Source organism: Klebsiella sp. 141203, from assembly GCF_032601985.1.
GTDB lineage: Bacteria > Pseudomonadota > Gammaproteobacteria > Enterobacterales > Enterobacteriaceae > Klebsiella > Klebsiella aerogenes.
Genome location: NZ_JAQIRL010000002.1, coordinates 146,303 through 161,673 on the forward strand (window position 1 = coordinate 146,303; position 15,371 = coordinate 161,673).

13 protein-coding genes are annotated in these 15,371 nt (G+C 56.5%); 1 reads left to right on the plus strand and 12 read right to left on the minus strand.

What is annotated here, in order from left to right; genetic code table 11:
* Window positions 1-25: 25 nt before the first annotated feature.
* The 5 genes from PGR29_RS08365 to betI all read right to left on the minus strand — a co-directional run bounded on the left by PGR29_RS08365 (window position 26) and on the right by betI (window position 5,824).
* Window positions 26-757, minus strand: coding sequence for a phosphodiester glycosidase family protein (locus PGR29_RS08365; protein WP_213794450.1), 732 nt, complete (start codon window positions 755-757; stop codon window positions 26-28).
* Window positions 758-805: 48 nt separating this feature from the next.
* Window positions 806-1,921, minus strand: coding sequence for a YbdK family carboxylate-amine ligase (locus PGR29_RS08370; protein WP_316424393.1), 1,116 nt, complete (start codon window positions 1,919-1,921; stop codon window positions 806-808).
* 146 nt (window positions 1,922-2,067) lie between these two features.
* On the minus strand, window positions 2,068-3,732 hold the full coding sequence (betA, locus tag PGR29_RS08375) for a choline dehydrogenase (RefSeq protein ID WP_032714033.1): 1,665 nt from the start codon (window positions 3,730-3,732) through the stop codon (window positions 2,068-2,070).
* A 14-nt stretch (window positions 3,733-3,746) separates the two neighbouring features.
* Entirely contained in the window at window positions 3,747-5,219 is a 1,473-nt protein-coding gene (gene betB, locus PGR29_RS08380; RefSeq protein ID WP_048230691.1) for a betaine-aldehyde dehydrogenase, read from the minus strand.
* Between the two features lie 11 nt (window positions 5,220-5,230).
* The gene (betI, locus tag PGR29_RS08385) at window positions 5,231-5,824 is read right to left on the minus strand and encodes a transcriptional regulator BetI (protein ID WP_045392822.1); all 594 of its coding nucleotides are present in this window, start codon (window positions 5,822-5,824) and stop codon (window positions 5,231-5,233) included.
* A gap of 128 nt (window positions 5,825-5,952) precedes the next feature.
* Between betI and betT the strand changes: the two genes are divergently transcribed.
* Window positions 5,953-7,986, plus strand: a complete 2,034-nt coding sequence (betT, locus tag PGR29_RS08390) for a choline BCCT transporter BetT (protein ID WP_015704693.1) — start codon at window positions 5,953-5,955, stop codon at window positions 7,984-7,986.
* Between the two features lie 67 nt (window positions 7,987-8,053).
* On the opposite strand, the gene PGR29_RS08395 is transcribed toward betT, so the two are convergent.
* The 7 genes from PGR29_RS08395 to PGR29_RS08425 all read right to left on the minus strand — a co-directional run bounded on the left by PGR29_RS08395 (window position 8,054) and on the right by PGR29_RS08425 (window position 15,353).
* Entirely contained in the window at window positions 8,054-9,085 is a 1,032-nt protein-coding gene (locus PGR29_RS08395) for a methionine synthase (protein ID WP_271032740.1), read from the minus strand.
* A 26-nt stretch (window positions 9,086-9,111) separates the two neighbouring features.
* The gene (locus PGR29_RS08400) at window positions 9,112-10,092 is read right to left on the minus strand and encodes a DUF1852 domain-containing protein (RefSeq protein WP_316424394.1); all 981 of its coding nucleotides are present in this window, start codon (window positions 10,090-10,092) and stop codon (window positions 9,112-9,114) included.
* Between the two features lie 275 nt (window positions 10,093-10,367).
* Complete coding sequence (locus PGR29_RS08405; RefSeq protein ID WP_087860281.1) at window positions 10,368-11,153, minus strand: SDR family oxidoreductase; 786 nt, start codon at window positions 11,151-11,153, stop codon at window positions 10,368-10,370.
* Window positions 11,154-11,241: 88 nt separating this feature from the next.
* Window positions 11,242-12,039, minus strand: a complete 798-nt coding sequence (locus tag PGR29_RS08410) for an SDR family oxidoreductase (RefSeq protein WP_316424395.1) — start codon at window positions 12,037-12,039, stop codon at window positions 11,242-11,244.
* A gap of 62 nt (window positions 12,040-12,101) precedes the next feature.
* On the minus strand, window positions 12,102-13,169 hold the full coding sequence (locus PGR29_RS08415; RefSeq protein ID WP_316424396.1) for an ABC transporter permease: 1,068 nt from the start codon (window positions 13,167-13,169) through the stop codon (window positions 12,102-12,104).
* A gap of 17 nt (window positions 13,170-13,186) precedes the next feature.
* Window positions 13,187-14,731, minus strand: a complete 1,545-nt coding sequence (locus tag PGR29_RS08420; RefSeq protein ID WP_087860279.1) for a sugar ABC transporter ATP-binding protein — start codon at window positions 14,729-14,731, stop codon at window positions 13,187-13,189.
* Between the two features lies 1 nt (window position 14,732).
* A complete protein-coding gene (locus PGR29_RS08425) occupies window positions 14,733-15,353 on the minus strand; it encodes a DUF2291 family protein (RefSeq protein WP_213794458.1) in 621 nt (206 codons plus the stop codon).
* Window positions 15,354-15,371 lie beyond the last annotated feature (18 nt).

Below are 15,371 nucleotides of genomic sequence, written 5' to 3' on the forward strand. Positions count from 1 at the left end.
CTTCAGGATTGAGCGGGCGCCATTTTCATTTAGCCAGGTTTTTTCTTTCTACGGTTATCATGGTGACGAAAGGGTGATACTGCCACGGTATGCCGCCGCCCTTTTGATACATTTTTGAAATCGTGCCGTCGAGGTACAGCATCTGGCGCACGTGGAGTTTGGACTGCGCGTAACAGGCAAAATCGTAGAAATTGGTTTCGCGCTCGCTAAGCATAAATACCACCCGTCCCTGTTTATCAATGCCGACGCCGTTGCGCAGCTTACGCGAGCTGGCGGAGGGCTTCAGCCGCCAGTTAATGGCGCCGTTTTCAATCAGCATCGGACCAGACTGCACGGCGTAGGTTATCTCAGGCGATGGCGTAAACTTGTTGATAGGCGTTATTCCCGCCCGCTGGCCTTTCAGCCAGAATACGCCGCCGGGGCGAATGAAAAAATTGCCGCCGCCGGAGGCGCGGTTGAGCGGCTTTAGCTGCTTGCCGTTTTCGATATACAAGCCCAGCGGCTCGTAGGCTTTATCGTATATCCCGCCGTTCATCGCCATCTGGACGCTGCCGTCTTTATTGATATCGGACAGCAGCGATCGTAACGATCCCCAGGCTTTACCATTTTGCTTTTGCCAGTACATTACGATGCGCTCTTGCTGCGGATTAACCGTATAGCTTTGCAAGATCAGCGTTGGGTCGGTGAGAGTACAGGCTGCATGGGTAAAGGCGGTGAAGGGGAGAAGCGCAAGAGGGATCAGGCGGCGTAATAACATGAACAATCCTTTTAAATATCCTGCGCCGAGTATACCCGTTTCGCTTCCTTATGCCGCCCAAATCTCGCAGTGCTTTTGTACCAGACCGATCAGCGAACCGCCGTTGGCGATGAATTCGCGCATCTGCTGCGCTTCGCTGATGGGGGACCTGGCCTGGCGCACAACCGACTCCAGCGCCGCGCTGGCGTGCACCTTATGGGCAAAGGGCGCCAATCGGTCGGCTAACTGAATAATGTTCGCGCGGATGCTCTGTTGTTCGCCGGACCAGACATCGGTTATCACCCCGTCGAGGCCGTAGCGACAGGCCTGATAGCGGTTGAAAGGGTAGAGTAGATAATCTTCTGGCTGATGTTTAAACGGTCGTTCGCTTAACAGCCAACAGGCAAGCGTCTGGATAAATCCGGCGATATTCACCGCCTGGCCTATCGTCAGCGGCGTATCCATCACCCGCACTTCGACGGTACCGAAAACCGGACTCGGGCGAATATCCCAGTGTAGATCCTTCATGCTGTCGATCATGCTGGTGTAGCTCAGGCGACGGAATAAACGCTGAAAGGCCTGCCAGTTCTCTACCCACGGCATCGGCCCGTTATCGGGATAGGAAGAGAAACGGTTCAGGCGCGAGCAGGCGAAGCGGCTGTCGGTGCTGTCGAACCACGGCGAGGCGGCGTTGAGGGCGATAAAGTGCGGTACAAAGCGAGACAGCCCGTGTAGTAAATAGATGGCGTCATCGCCGTTTTGACAGCCGACGTGGACGTGCTGGCCAAACACCGTCGCCTGCTTTGCCAGATAGCCGAAGTGCTCGACGGTTTTCACATAGCGCGGGTTATCGCTGATTTGTTGACGCTGCCAGGCGTGGAAAGGGTGCGAACCGCCGCCGCAGATTTGCAGGTGGTGACGGAGTGCGGCGCGCTGTACCGCCTGATGGATGGCGCCGAGCTGTGTTGTGGCGTGGCTGATATCGCGACAGATGCCGGTCGCTATCTCCAGCATGCTTTCGGTGATGTCGTGTTTGGCCTCTCCCGCCGTCAGTTCATCCTGCACATCGGCAATCAGCGTGGAGGCATCCTGGCTGAGGTCATATCCCGGCGGGTTGACGACCTGTAACTCCAGCTCAATACCAAGCGTAAAAGGCGCTGAGACGTGAAAATCGGGTAGCGTCATCGTCGTTCTCCTGTCCCGCTTAAACTGCAAGTATAGGTGAAGCGCAGAGAGTGCGGGCAGGATGAGAAAACCCCGCTTACCGGGGCTACAGAGTTGTGCGATTTGGTAGCCCGGATGAGCGCAGCGCAATCCGGGGACCTGCTCGTTTAGCGGCGAACCGGCGCGTCGCCGGCGACATAGTACGCTGCGGTGCTGCGCGGTAACGGCTGACGCCCGCGAATGGCATCGGCCATCTTCTCGCCAATCATGATTGTGGTGGCGTTCAGGTTGCCGGTAATAATCTGCGGCATAATCGACGCGTCGACCACACGTAATCCTTCCATGCCGTGGACGCGGCCTTCGCCGTCAACCACCGCCATGTCGTCGTACCCCATTTTACAGGTGCCGCACGGGTGGAACGCGGTCTCGGCGTGATTACGCACAAACTCATCTAACTCCGCATCGCTTTGGCACTCAACGCCAGGGCTAATTTCGCGTCCGCGATACTTATCCAGCGCCGGCTGGTTCATGATTTCGCGGGTAATACGGATGGCGTCGCGGAACTCCTGCCAGTCCTGTTCGCTCGACATATAGTTAAACAGGATTGCCGGATGAGCATGCGGGTCGCGCGATTTCAGACGCACATGGCCGCGGCTTGGTGAACGCATCGAGCCAACGTGGCACTGGAAACCATGCTCTTTAACCGCATTGGATCCATTGTAGTTAATCGCCACCGGCAGGAAGTGGTACTGAATATTCGGCCAGGCGAATTCCTCGCGGCTGCGGATAAATCCGCCCGCTTCAAACTGGTTGCTGGCGCCGATCCCGGTGCCGCCGAACAGCCATTCCGCGCCGATTTTCGGCTGATTCCACCACTGTAGCGCCGGATACAGCGACACCGGCTCTTTGCACTCGTACTGCAGATACATCTCAAGATGGTCCTGCAGATTTTCACCGACGCCGGGCAGGGCGTGGACCAGCGGAATATCAAACTGGCGCAGGAGTTCTGGGTTACCGACTCCGGAACGCTGCAGAATTTGCGGCGAGGCGATGGCGCCGGCGCACAGCAGCACTTCTTTATTGGCCATTGCTTTCGACGGCGCGCTGCTGTCGCCTTCCAGCCACTCGACGCCGACGGCGCGTTTGCCGTCAAAAATAATGTGATCGGTCATGGCGTGGGTGCGGATGGTCAGGTTCGCGCGGCTGCGGGCCTGATCGAGATAGCCGCGGGCGGTGCTGGCGCGGCGTCCCTGCGGCGTCACGGTGCGATCCATCGGGCCAAACCCTTCCTGCTGATAACCGTTGAGATCGTCAGTACGCGGATAGCCCGCCTGCACGCCGGCTTCCACCATCGCATGGAACAGCGGATTATTATTCTGTTTCGGCGTAGCGACGCTCACCGGGCCGTCGCCGCCGTGATAGTCGTTAGGGCCGATGTCGCGGGTTTCCGCTTTCCGGTAATAGGGCAGGCAGTCGAGGTAGCTCCAGTGTTCCAGCCCCGGCGCGGCGGCCCAGTTATCAAGATCCATGGCGTTGCCGCGGATGTAACACATGCCGTTAATCAGCGAGGATCCACCGAGCCCTTTACCGCGTCCGCACTCCATGCGGCGGTTGTTCATATAGGGTTCCGGTTCGGTCTCATAGGCCCAGTTGTAGCGTTTGCCCTGCAGTGGGAAAGCCAGCGCGGCGGGCATCTGGGTGCGGAAATCAAAGCGGTAATCCGGACCGCCCGCTTCCAGCAGCAGGACGGTGGTGTTGGGATCTTCCGTTAAACGCGTCGCGAGGACGTTGCCGGCGGAGCCGGCGCCAATAATGATGTAGTCAAACTGCAAAAATGACCTCCTGGTTAAAATATGGATTGAAACTGACCCATCTCAACCTGGATGGATTTCACTTGGGTATAGCTCTGTAGGGTCATCACGCCATTTTCTCGGCCAATGCCGGAGTGCTTATAGCCGCCGACCGGCATTTCCGCCGGCGATTCTCCCCAGCTGTTGATCCAGCAAATACCGGCTTCCAGCTGGTGGATGATGCGGTGAGCGCGGTTCAGATCCGGCGTGACGACGCCAGCGGCAAGGCCGTACTCGGTGGCGTTGGCGCGACGAATCACTTCCGCTTCGTCGTCATAGCTGAGAATCGACATCACCGGTCCGAAGATCTCTTCGCGTACGATAGTCATGTCATCGGTGCAGTCGGTGAAGACCGTCGGGGCGACCCATGCGCCATTATCGAAGCCTTCGCCTTTCAGCACATCGCCGCCGCACAGCAGGCGAGCGCCTTCGCTTTTGCCGCTCTCGATATAGCGCAGTACATTCTGGCGATGCGGGAAGCTGACCAGCGGGCCGAAGTTGGTATCGTCGGCAAACAGGTCGCCGGCGCGGATACGGCCCACGCGCTGCAGGATCTTGTGTTCAAATTCGGCTTTAAACTTCGCGGGAACAAACACGCGGGTGCCGTTGGTGCAGACCTGACCGGAGCTGTAGAAATTGGCCATCATGGCGATATCGGCGGCGAGGTCGAGGTTGGCATCTTCCGCGATAATCAGCGGTGATTTACCGCCCAGCTCCATGGTCACCTCTTTTAAAGAAGAGGCGGCGGAGTTGGCCATGACTTTTTTGCCGCTGGCGACGCCGCCGGTGAAGGAGATTTTGGCGATATCCGGATGCTCGGTCAGGTACTGGCCGGTTTCGGCGCCGATCCCCGGCAGGACGTTGAAGACCCCTTCCGGCAGACCCGCTTCGCGGTAGATTTCCGCCAGCTTCAGCGCGGTGAGCGGAGTGACTTCGCTCGGTTTAAAGATCATCGCGTTACCGGCTGCCAGCGCCGGGGCCGATTTCCACAGGGCTATCTGGATCGGGTAGTTCCAGGCGCCAATACCGGCGACCACGCCAAGCGGCTCGCGGCGGGTGTAAACAAATGAACTGTCGCGCAGCGGGATCTGGCTGCCTTCCAGCGCCGGGATTAATCCGGCGTAGTATTCCAGCACATCGGCGCCGGTCACGATATCAACGGCGGCGGTTTCGCTCAGCGGTTTGCCGGTATCGAGCGTCTCCAGACGCGCCAGCTCATCGTTACGTTCGCGCAGGATATCAACCGCTTTACGCAGGATCCGCGAGCGCGCCATCGCGCTCATCGCCGCCCATACTTTTTGCCCCTGTTGGGCGCTTTTTACCGCACGGTCGACGTCTTCACGCCCGGCGGCCTGGACGGTTGCCAGCACTTCCCCAGTGGCAGGGTTGATGGTCTCGAAAGTTTTACCGCTGGTGGCGGCGACAAACTTGCCGTGAATATAAAGCTGCTGTTCGGCCATTCGGGACATGGTTTCCTCCATTATTGCGAAGTCGGTGGCAGATACTGCCTGATGAAATGGTCCGCGAGCGCCTCAGCGCGGGCTTTGTCGAGCGGTTTACCGCTTAACGCCGCACGCAGCCACAGGCCATCGATTAGCGCCGCCAGGCCATAGCCCGCTTCCTGCGCCTGCTCGCGCGGCAGCTGGCGCTGAAACTCATAGACGATATTCGATAACAAACGCTTGCTGCTGACCTGCTGCAGGCGGTAGAGCATCGGCTGGTGCATACTGCTGGCCCAGAAGGCGAGCCAGGCCTTCATCGCCGCGCCGCTTATCTGGCTGTCATCGAAATTGCCGGCGACGATAGCCCGCAGACGCCGTTCAGCGCTGGCGCCGGGTAGCGCCCGCAGCCGCTGTAACACCGCATGGCGTAGCTGGCCGGTGATGTCGCGCATCGTCGCTTCCAGCAGTCCGTTTTTATCCTTGAAATAGTGGCTGATGATGCCCGTCGATACGCCCGCCCGGCGGGCGATCTGCGCGATGGTGGCGTCATGCATGCCGACCTCATTAATCGCCGCCAGCGTGGCGTCGATCAGCTGCCGCTGACGTATCGATTGCATCCCCAGTTTTGGCATTTCCCGGACTCCATTCATCAGATTTGTTTATCTATTAAAGCGGTTTTTGATTGGACGTTCAATATAAAATGTGTCTTAATTGTTGCCGATTTGCTTTTTAATAGTTGCAATAAATGTAAGGAGAATGGATGACAGACCTTTCGCCGAGCAGAGAAAAGGACAAAATCAATCCGGTGGTTTTTTACACTTCCGCAGGACTGATTTTGTTGTTTTCCCTGATGACTATCTTCTTCAGCGATTTTTCCGCGGCCTGGATTGGCCGTACCCTGAACTGGGTTTCTAAAACCTTCGGCTGGTATTATTTACTCGCCGCCACGCTGTATATCGTGTTCGTCGTCTGTATTGCCTGTTCGCGATTCGGTTCGGTGAAGCTGGGGCCGGAACACTCGAAGCCGGAGTTCAGCGTGCTGAGCTGGGCGGCGATGCTGTTTGCCGCCGGTATCGGCATCGACCTGATGTTTTTCTCGGTCGCCGAACCGGTCACGCAGTATATGCAGCCGCCGGAAGGGGCGGGACAGACCATGGAGGCGGCGCGCCAGGCGATGGTGTGGACGCTATTCCACTACGGCCTCACCGGCTGGTCGATGTACGCCCTGATGGGAATGGCGCTGGGATACTTTAGCTATCGTTATAATTTGCCGCTCACCATCCGCTCCGCGCTCTATCCAATCTTCGGTAAAAAAATTAATGGCCCTATCGGCCACAGCGTCGATATCGCCGCGGTGATCGGTACGATTTTCGGCATCGCCACTACCCTCGGTATCGGCGTGGTGCAGCTCAATTACGGCCTGAGCGTGCTGTTCCATATTCCTGATTCATTGGGCGCAAAGGCGGCGCTGATTGTATTGTCGGTGATTATCGCCACCATTTCGGTAACCTCTGGCGTGGATAAGGGCATTCGTATCCTTTCCGAGCTCAACGTGGTACTGGCGCTGGGGCTGATCTTATTCATTCTGTTTATGGGCGATACCGAGTTCCTGCTCAATGCGCTGGTGTTGAACGTCGGGGATTACGTCAATCGCTTTATGGGAATGACGCTGAACAGCTTCGCCTTCGACCGCCCGGTTGAATGGATGAATAACTGGACGTTATTCTTCTGGGCCTGGTGGGTGGCGTGGTCGCCGTTTGTCGGCTTGTTCCTGGCGCGTATTTCGCGCGGGCGCACCATTCGCCAGTTTGTGGTCGGTACCTTAATTATTCCGTTCACCTTCACCCTGCTGTGGCTGTCGGTATTCGGCAATAGCGCGCTGTATGAAATTATTCACGGCAATGCGGATTTTGCCGCCGAGGCCATCGCTCACCCGGAGCGCGGTTTCTATAACCTGCTGGCGCAGTACCCGGCGTTTACCTTTAGTGCTTCGGTCGCCACCATTACCGGCCTGCTGTTTTACGTCACCTCAGCGGACTCCGGCGCGCTGGTGCTCGGCAACTTCACTTCGAAGCTGAAGGATATTAATAGCGATGCGCCGAACTGGCTGCGCATTTTCTGGTCGGTGGTGATTGGCCTGTTGACCCTCGGTATGTTGATGACTAACGGCATCTCCGCGCTACAGAACGCGACGGTGATCATGGGGCTACCGTTCAGCTTTGTGATTTTCTTCGTGATGGCGGGATTATATAAGTCATTGAAGGTGGAAGATTATCGCCGCGAAAGCGCCAATCGCGACACTGCGCCGCGCCCGCTTGGCGTACAGGATCGTCTGAGCTGGAAAAAGCGCTTGTCACGCTTAATGAACTATCCCGGCACGCGCTATACCCGCCAGATGATGGAGACGGTGTGCTTCCCGGCGATGGAAGAGGTGGCGCAGGAGTTGAAGCTGCGCGGCGCTTACGTTGAGCTGAAAAGCCTGCCGCCGGAAGAGGGCGATAACCTTGGTCACCTCGATCTGCTGGTGCATATGGGCGACGAACAAAACTTCGTCTACCAGATTTGGCCGCAGCAGTACTCGATTCCTGGTTTTACCTATCGGGCGCGCAGCGGCAAATCGACCTACTACCGTCTTGAGACTTTCCTGCTGGAGGGTAGCCAGGGCAATGACCTGATGGATTACAGCAAAGAGCAGGTGATCACCGATATTCTCGACCAGTACGAGCGACACCTGAACTTTATTCATCTACACAGGGAAGCGCCGGGGAATAGCGTAACGTTTCCGGGGATGTAAACCCGCTTTTGATATGGCGTCATGTTTTCAATGACGCCTTGTTTCAGAAGTGAACGGCAGGCGGCGATTATTTCGCCACCAGCTCCCGGCGAATGATTTCCGCCCCGGCGCTTAGCGCATGAAGCTTACCGCTGGCGACCTGACGCGATAACGGCGCCATGCCGCAGTTGGTTGATGGATAGAGCTTGTCGGCGTCGACGAACTGCAGGGCTTTGCGTAGCGTGCTGGCCACCTCCTCTGGCGTCTCAATGGCGTTGGTCGCCACATCGATTGCTCCGACCATCACTTTCTTGCCGCGGATGAGCTCCAGCAGGTCCATCGGTACGCGCGAGTTATGACACTCCAACGAAATAATATCGATAGAGGAGGTTTGGAGTTTCGGGAACGCCTCTTCATACTGGCGCCATTCGGAGCCGAGCGTTTTTTTCCAGTCGGTATTGGCCTTAATACCGTAGCCATAGCAGATATGCACGGCGGTTTCGCATTTCAGACCTTCAACGGCTCTTTCCAGCGCGGCGATTCCCCATTCATTGACTTCATCAAAAAAGACGTTAAATGCGGGTTCATCAAACTGAATAATATCTACCCCGGCGGCTTCTAATTCCCGGGCTTCCTGGTTGAGAATTTTGGCAAATTCCCACGCCAGTTTTTCACGGCTTTTATAGTGATTGTCATACAGGGTATCGATCATCGTCATTGGCCCAGGCAGAGCCCATTTAATCGGTTTGTTGGTGAGTTGACGCAGGTATTTTGCATCTTCCACAAACACCGGCTGCTGGCGTTCGACGGCGCTGACAACGGTCGGCACGCTGGCGTCATAGCGGTTGCGAATTCTCACCGTTTGCCGTTTCTCAAAATCGACGCCGCTGAGATGTTCAATAAAGGTGGTGACAAAGTGCTGACGCGTCTGCTCGCCATCGCTGACGATATCAATGCCTGCGCGCAGCTGATCGTCCAGGGATAAACGCAGCGCATCGCGTTTGCCTAGTACTAACTCTTCATTCTGTAATTTCCACGGTGACCACAGCGTCTCGGGCTGCGCCAGCCAGGTCGGTTTCGGTAAACTGCCTGCGGTGGATGTCGGGAGCAATGTTTTCATACAGGTGACCTTTATTTTTTTATGATTTAGAGAGCGTAATGAGCTGACCATTGCTCAAGAATATGCTGGTACGGCTTAATAAACTGTTGTTCGGTAAATTTGCCCTGTTCAATCGCCAGGCGGCTGCGCTCTTCGCGGTCATAAACAATCCGGGTCAACGAATGATCCTGATTATTCAGGTTCGGCTGATAGCACTGCCCGGCCGCGGAGTTGGCGTTGTAAATTTCCGGGCGATAAATCTTCTGGAAGGTCTCCATGGTGCTAATGGTACTAGCAAGCTCAAGGTTGCTGTAATCGCTGAGCAGATCGCCCGCGCAGAAGAAGGCCAGCGGCGCTACGCTATTGGTCGGCATAAAGTAACGCACCTGCAGGCCCATCTTATTGAAATAGGCCTCGGTCAGCGCCACGCCATCCTGCTGGTACTCGACGCCGAGAATAGGGTGCTGATTGCCGGTCCGGCGGTAGGTATGCTTATTGGAAACGCTCAGGCAGATGACCGGCGACTTTTTAAAACATTCATGGTATTCGGCAGAGCGTATGAAATGTTTGAAAATATTGCCATGCAGAACGCCATAATTTTCCGGCACGCTGAATGTGGCTTTATCTTTATTATATTCCGGCAGTAATACGCTAAAATCATAATCGCGCACATAAGAGGAGAAGTTATTCCCAACAATACCTTCGATTCGCGCGTTGGTGGCTTTATCAATAATATTGGTTTGCAGAATCTCAATCACCGGGAATGCCGCATTCTGGCCGTTATCGCTAATATTCATTTCGACCGAGATGATATCGAGCTCGACGGAGTAGCGGTCGCCGTTCGGGTTGTCCCACTGCACCAGGTTATTAAAGCGATTATCAATCATTGCCAGCGCATTGCGCAGGTTCTGCTGACGGTTTTCGCCCCGCGCCAGGTTGGCAAAATTGGTGGTAATACGCGTATTTTCCGCCGGGTTATAGTGTTCATCAAAACGACTACGTTTAATCGTAAAGGTAAAGTCTGTCATCGTCTCTTTCCACCCTGGGTTCTGATATAAAAATGCAGGTATTTCACATTCCCAGAATGACCTTGCGATTTATCTGGATTTATTATTCAGTAGCATTCATATTGTCTGCAGTTGCTGAAGACTATTTTTGCCAGAGTCATTGAGTGAGTGAAAGAGAGTTAATTTCAATACTGCATGAGCCATCTTCATGATCCATCATGTGCTCTGCGTGGATGTGCAAGACGGCTGAAGAAAACGCCCCGGCTTGTGCATCGTTAGCCGGGGTAAGACCGGTTTTACCAGCAGACAAACCCACCGTCGACCACCAGATCCACGCCGGTGCAGAATGAGGCGGCGTCGCTGGCGAGGAACAGCGCCGGGCCGGCCATCTCTTCTACCTTCGCCATGCGCTGCATCGGGGTCTGGCTTTCAAACTCGCGGGTCTGATGCACCATCTCCGGGCGGGTATTCATCGGCGTGGCGGTATAGCCGGGGCTGATGGCGTTGACGCGGATCCCTTTATCAACCCACTCCATGGCCAGGCTTTTCGACAGATGGATAACGCCGGCTTTCGAACAGTTGTAATGCGCCTGATCGAGGCCGCGATTCACGATAATCCCCGACATCGAGGCGATATTGATAATCGACCCGCCGCCAGACTCCTGCATTAATTCCGCTTCTGCTTTGCAGGAGTTCCATACGCCGGTGAGGTTGATATCGATAACCCGCTGCCACTGCTCGCTTTCCATCTCCAGGGCCGGATTGGCGTTGGCGATCCCGGCGGCGTTGACGGCGATATCGAGGCGGCCAAAGCGGCTTTTTGCCAGCGCAACGCCGGCGCGCAGGTCGGCAAGCTGGCGGACATCGCCGGTATAAGAACACGCCTGGCCGCCGATGGATTCAATATGGCTGACCGTTTCCGCCAGCCCGCCGTCGTCGCGAAGATCAAAACAGACCACCCGCGCGCCGGCGCTGGCGAGCGCGCAGGCGATGGTTTGGCCGATGCCGCTGCCGGCGCCGGTCACGAAAGCGACGCGCTCCTGCAGGTTAAACAGCTGCTGTGCAAAGTCTTTGCCGATCATAGTGATTACTCTCTTCAATATAGTGTCGAACCTCGGGAGCCCGCTTTCCCGGATGACGGCGCTTAGCGCCTTATCCGGGCTATCGCGTTCAGGACATAATCAAACCGCCATCGATATTGATGGTCTGCCCGGTGAGGTAACGTGCATCGTCGGAGGCGAGGAAGGCCACCAGCCCGGCTACGTCTTCCGGCTTACCGGCGCGCTTCATCGGGATCCCTTCGACCCATTCCGCCATCAGTTCGCCCTTGCCGTAACGCTTCTGCTCGGTGCTGAGAATTTCTCCCCACACGCGATCGTTGTAATCCCACATTTCGCTTTCAATAATGCCGGGGCAGAAGGCGTTGACGGTGATGTTCCACGGCGCCAGTTCGTGGGCCAGGCTTTGGGTAATACCGATCACGCCCATTTTGCTGGCGGCGTAGTGCGGCGTGTAGATAAAGCCCTGACGCCCCTGGCCGGAAGAGGTGTTAATCAGGCTGCCGTGGTTCTGTTTCACCATATATTTAGCGGCCTCGCGGCAGCACAGCCACACGCCGGTGGTGTTAACCGCGAGCACTTTTTCAAAATCGGCTTTTGGCATCCGATCGTAGTAATCGATGGTGATCACCCCGGCGTTCTGAATGGAGACGTCAATGGTGCCGAAGCGCGCGGCGGCCTGCTCATACAGGGCCTGCACCTGGGCTTCGTCGGTCACATCGACCTGCAGCGATAAAATATCCGCCTGATAGCGCTGACGCAGGATTTCGGCGGTCTCGTGAACGCGCTCGGCGTTGGAGACCATCACCAGATTAGCGCCGTCGCGGGCAAAACGCTCCGCAATACCTGCACCGATGCCGCGGCAAGCGCCGGTGATAACCACCGTTTTATTATGGAAATCTCGTTGCATATTTTTTCCCTTTCGATAAGCCGGGCGCCAGGCCCGGCGGAATACGTGTATACGGTTGCCGATTAGCTGGAGGTGGCGCCGTTCGGCGGGATGGCGGCCAGCTTCTCTTCATGGCGGCGCATCAGGATGACTTTGTTCTGCAGCTTCTGCTGGAACTGGTCGACGACAACGGCGGTGACGATCACCAGGCCCTTAATGACCATCTGCCAGAAGTCGCTAACGCCCATCATCACCATGCCGTCGGCGAGGAAGACGATCACGAAGGCGCCGATAATCGAGCCGGTCACCCGACCGCGGCCTCCTGCCAGCGCGGTTCCGCCGAGCACGGTGGCGCCGATGGCGTCCATCTCAAACATGTTGCCGGTCATCGGGTGGGCGGTTTGTAGCTGAGAGGCGACGATCAAGCCGACGAAGGCGGCGCACAGACCAGAGAAGGCATAGACGAAAATTTTGGCTTTGACGATCGGTACGCCGGCGAGGCGAGCGGCGGATTCGTTGCCGCCGATAGCGTAGATGTAGCGACCAAGCGGCGTTTTAGTCGTCAGCCAGTAGCCCAGTACCAGGAAGGCGATCATCAACCAGATCGGCAGATAAACCCCAAGCAGGGTACCGGAGCCCAGCGTGGCGAAACCGGTGTTGCCCAGCGCCTCCATGCCGTTGAGGTTCGGGTAGGTGCTGCCGTTGTTAAACAGCAGGGCGGAGCCGCGGGCGACGTACATCATCCCTAAGGTGCAGATAAACGGCGCGACGCCGAAGCGGGTAATCACCGCGCCGTTAACCAGCCCTACCAGCACGCCGAAGACCGCGACGCAAAGGATCACTTCCGGGACGTTAAAGAAGATGATGTCGCCGTTCCATAGCGGTAGCCCGTTGGTCAGCAGCGCGCCCGCGACCATCCCGCAGATACCCGCCACTGCGCCGACGGACAGGTCAATGCCGCCGGTGAGGATCACAAGCGTCATACCGATGGCCAACAGGCCGGTAATCGCCACGTGCTGGGTCATGATCAGCAGGTTAGAGGCGGTCAGGAAGTTCGGTACCATCACGCTGAAGAATGCGATCACCAGCAGCAGGGCGATGAAGGTTCTGGCCTTCAGCAGGTACATATAAATCATATATTTCTGGTTCATGATGGATTCCAGCCTGATTAATCTTGAGGTGTTGAAGCCGCGATTAACTTTTCGCGGGTCACCGCATGGCGCGGTAAATCGGCGGTAATGCGGCCATCGGCCATCACCAGGATGCGGTCGGCCAGCGCCATCACTTCATCCAGCTCCGAAGAGGAGAACATGACCGCCAGCCCCTGCTGGGCCATTTTGCCGATCAGGTGATAGACGTCGGTTTTCGCGCCGACGTCGATACCGCGCGTCGGTTCATCAAGGAACACCACCTGCGGCTGGGTCATCAGCGCCTTACCCAACACCACTTTTTGTTGGTTGCCGCCGCTCAACGAGGTGATGGGCAAATTGGCGTCGCTCACTTTGATCGCCAGTTGCTGAATCATCTCTTTTACGCAGGACTCTTCTTTCTGCGGATTCAGCCACCGCCAGGCGCGGCGAAATCCCTGCAGACTAAAATCAGAGAGCGTCATGTTGGATTGAATTGACATCATCTGCACCACGCCTTCGCCCTGACGGTCTTCCGGCACCAGCGCCAGCCCCTTTTTCAGGCGGTGTTGAAAGCGCGATTTGCCGATGTTTTCGCCGTTAAGATGTACCTCGCCGCTCTGACAGGGCATCAGGCCGACCAGCCCTTTAAACAGCTCGGTGCGCCCGGCGCCAAGCAGGCCGTAAATGCCGATCACTTCGCCTTTGCTGAGGGTGAAGGTGACATCATTGAGTTTGTAGCCGCCGCTCGGATGCAGCGCGGTCAGCCCCTTGACGTCAAGCACCGCGTTGCCTTTTGGCGCGGGCTGATAATCAAAGTGCTTTTTCTTATCGCCGACCATCTGTTCGATGATCCACGGCACGCTGGCGTCGCTGACGTTGCGCTCGCTGATAAAGCGACCGTCGCGGAAAATGGTGATATTGTCGCCAATCTCCATCAGCTCTTCGAGGCGATGCGAAATATAGATAATGGTGACGCCGCGGCGCTTAAGCTGCTCGATGACCTTAAACAGCACTTTGACCTCGGACTGGCTCAGCGCCGAGGTGGGTTCATCCATAATCAGTACGCGGGTGTCTTTCGATAGCGCACGGGCGATTTCAACCAGCTGTTGATGGCCAATCCCCAGTTCGCCCAGTTGCGTGTAGGGATCGACGTCGAGCTCCAGCCGCTCCAGCAGCGATTTGGCTAACGCATATTGATATTTTTCGTTGATGCGTCCTTTCTGAAAGAATTCATTAGCCATGAATATGTTGTCCATCACATTCATATTGGGGAATAAATTCAGTTCCTGGAAAATAATGCTGATGCCGACTTTCTCTGCCTGATGGGTAGAGTTTAAAGTCACCGCCTCGCCATCGAGAATAATTTGACCGGAGGAGGGCGTTTCAACGCCGGCAAGCATTTTCATCATGGTGGATTTACCCGCACCATTTTCTCCGATCAGAACGTTAACCTTATTTCGATAGACCCGGTAGTTCACGTTATCCAGCGCGGTCACGCCGGGATAAATGCGCGAAAGGCCGCGGGTTTCGATAATCACTTCAGATTCGACTGGTTGGGGAGCGACGATATCTTGCGGCGTCATATTATTGACCTCCCGGATGAACGATTTTCGCCGGCGTGATTTCTGGAATAGTTTGTGGAATATCCCAGGCCGAGAAGACGCCATACACTTCTATGTTGTCGCCGGTTTTCAGGTTGGCCGCCTGAATCATCTTGACCGCCTGACTGTTAATATTTTTGCTGTATTCGCCAAACAGCACCTGGTCGTTAAAGTCCTGGTAGCTGGCGCCGCGGTAACCGTCGCGCAGCAAGGTGCCGCGCAGGGTTGGGCCAATCTGCACCATCACATTACCGATACTGCCATCGGCGAGGGTCATCTTGCCGCTGCGCGAGGCGCTATCCAGCTTGCTGACGGCGCCCGCCACCTTAACGTAAAAGATGCACGGGTTTTCGTCCTGGGCGCGGTAGCCCAGCGCTTTGCAGGCGCTATCGATATCTTTTTGCGCCTTCAGCGCGCTCATCAACTCCGCCGCCGGGCGGGCGTTGGCGACCACCTGCGGCACGATGCTCTGCTGCCAGGTTTTATCGATGTTCGCCATATGCGGATTGGGCGGGGATTTCAGGTCTGCCAGCTCCTGCTGCGAGACGATGCGGCAGCCGCCCAGCGCCAGAACGGCCAGCGCGAGACAGGTTTTCTTGTACATAATGCTCTCCTCTGCGCC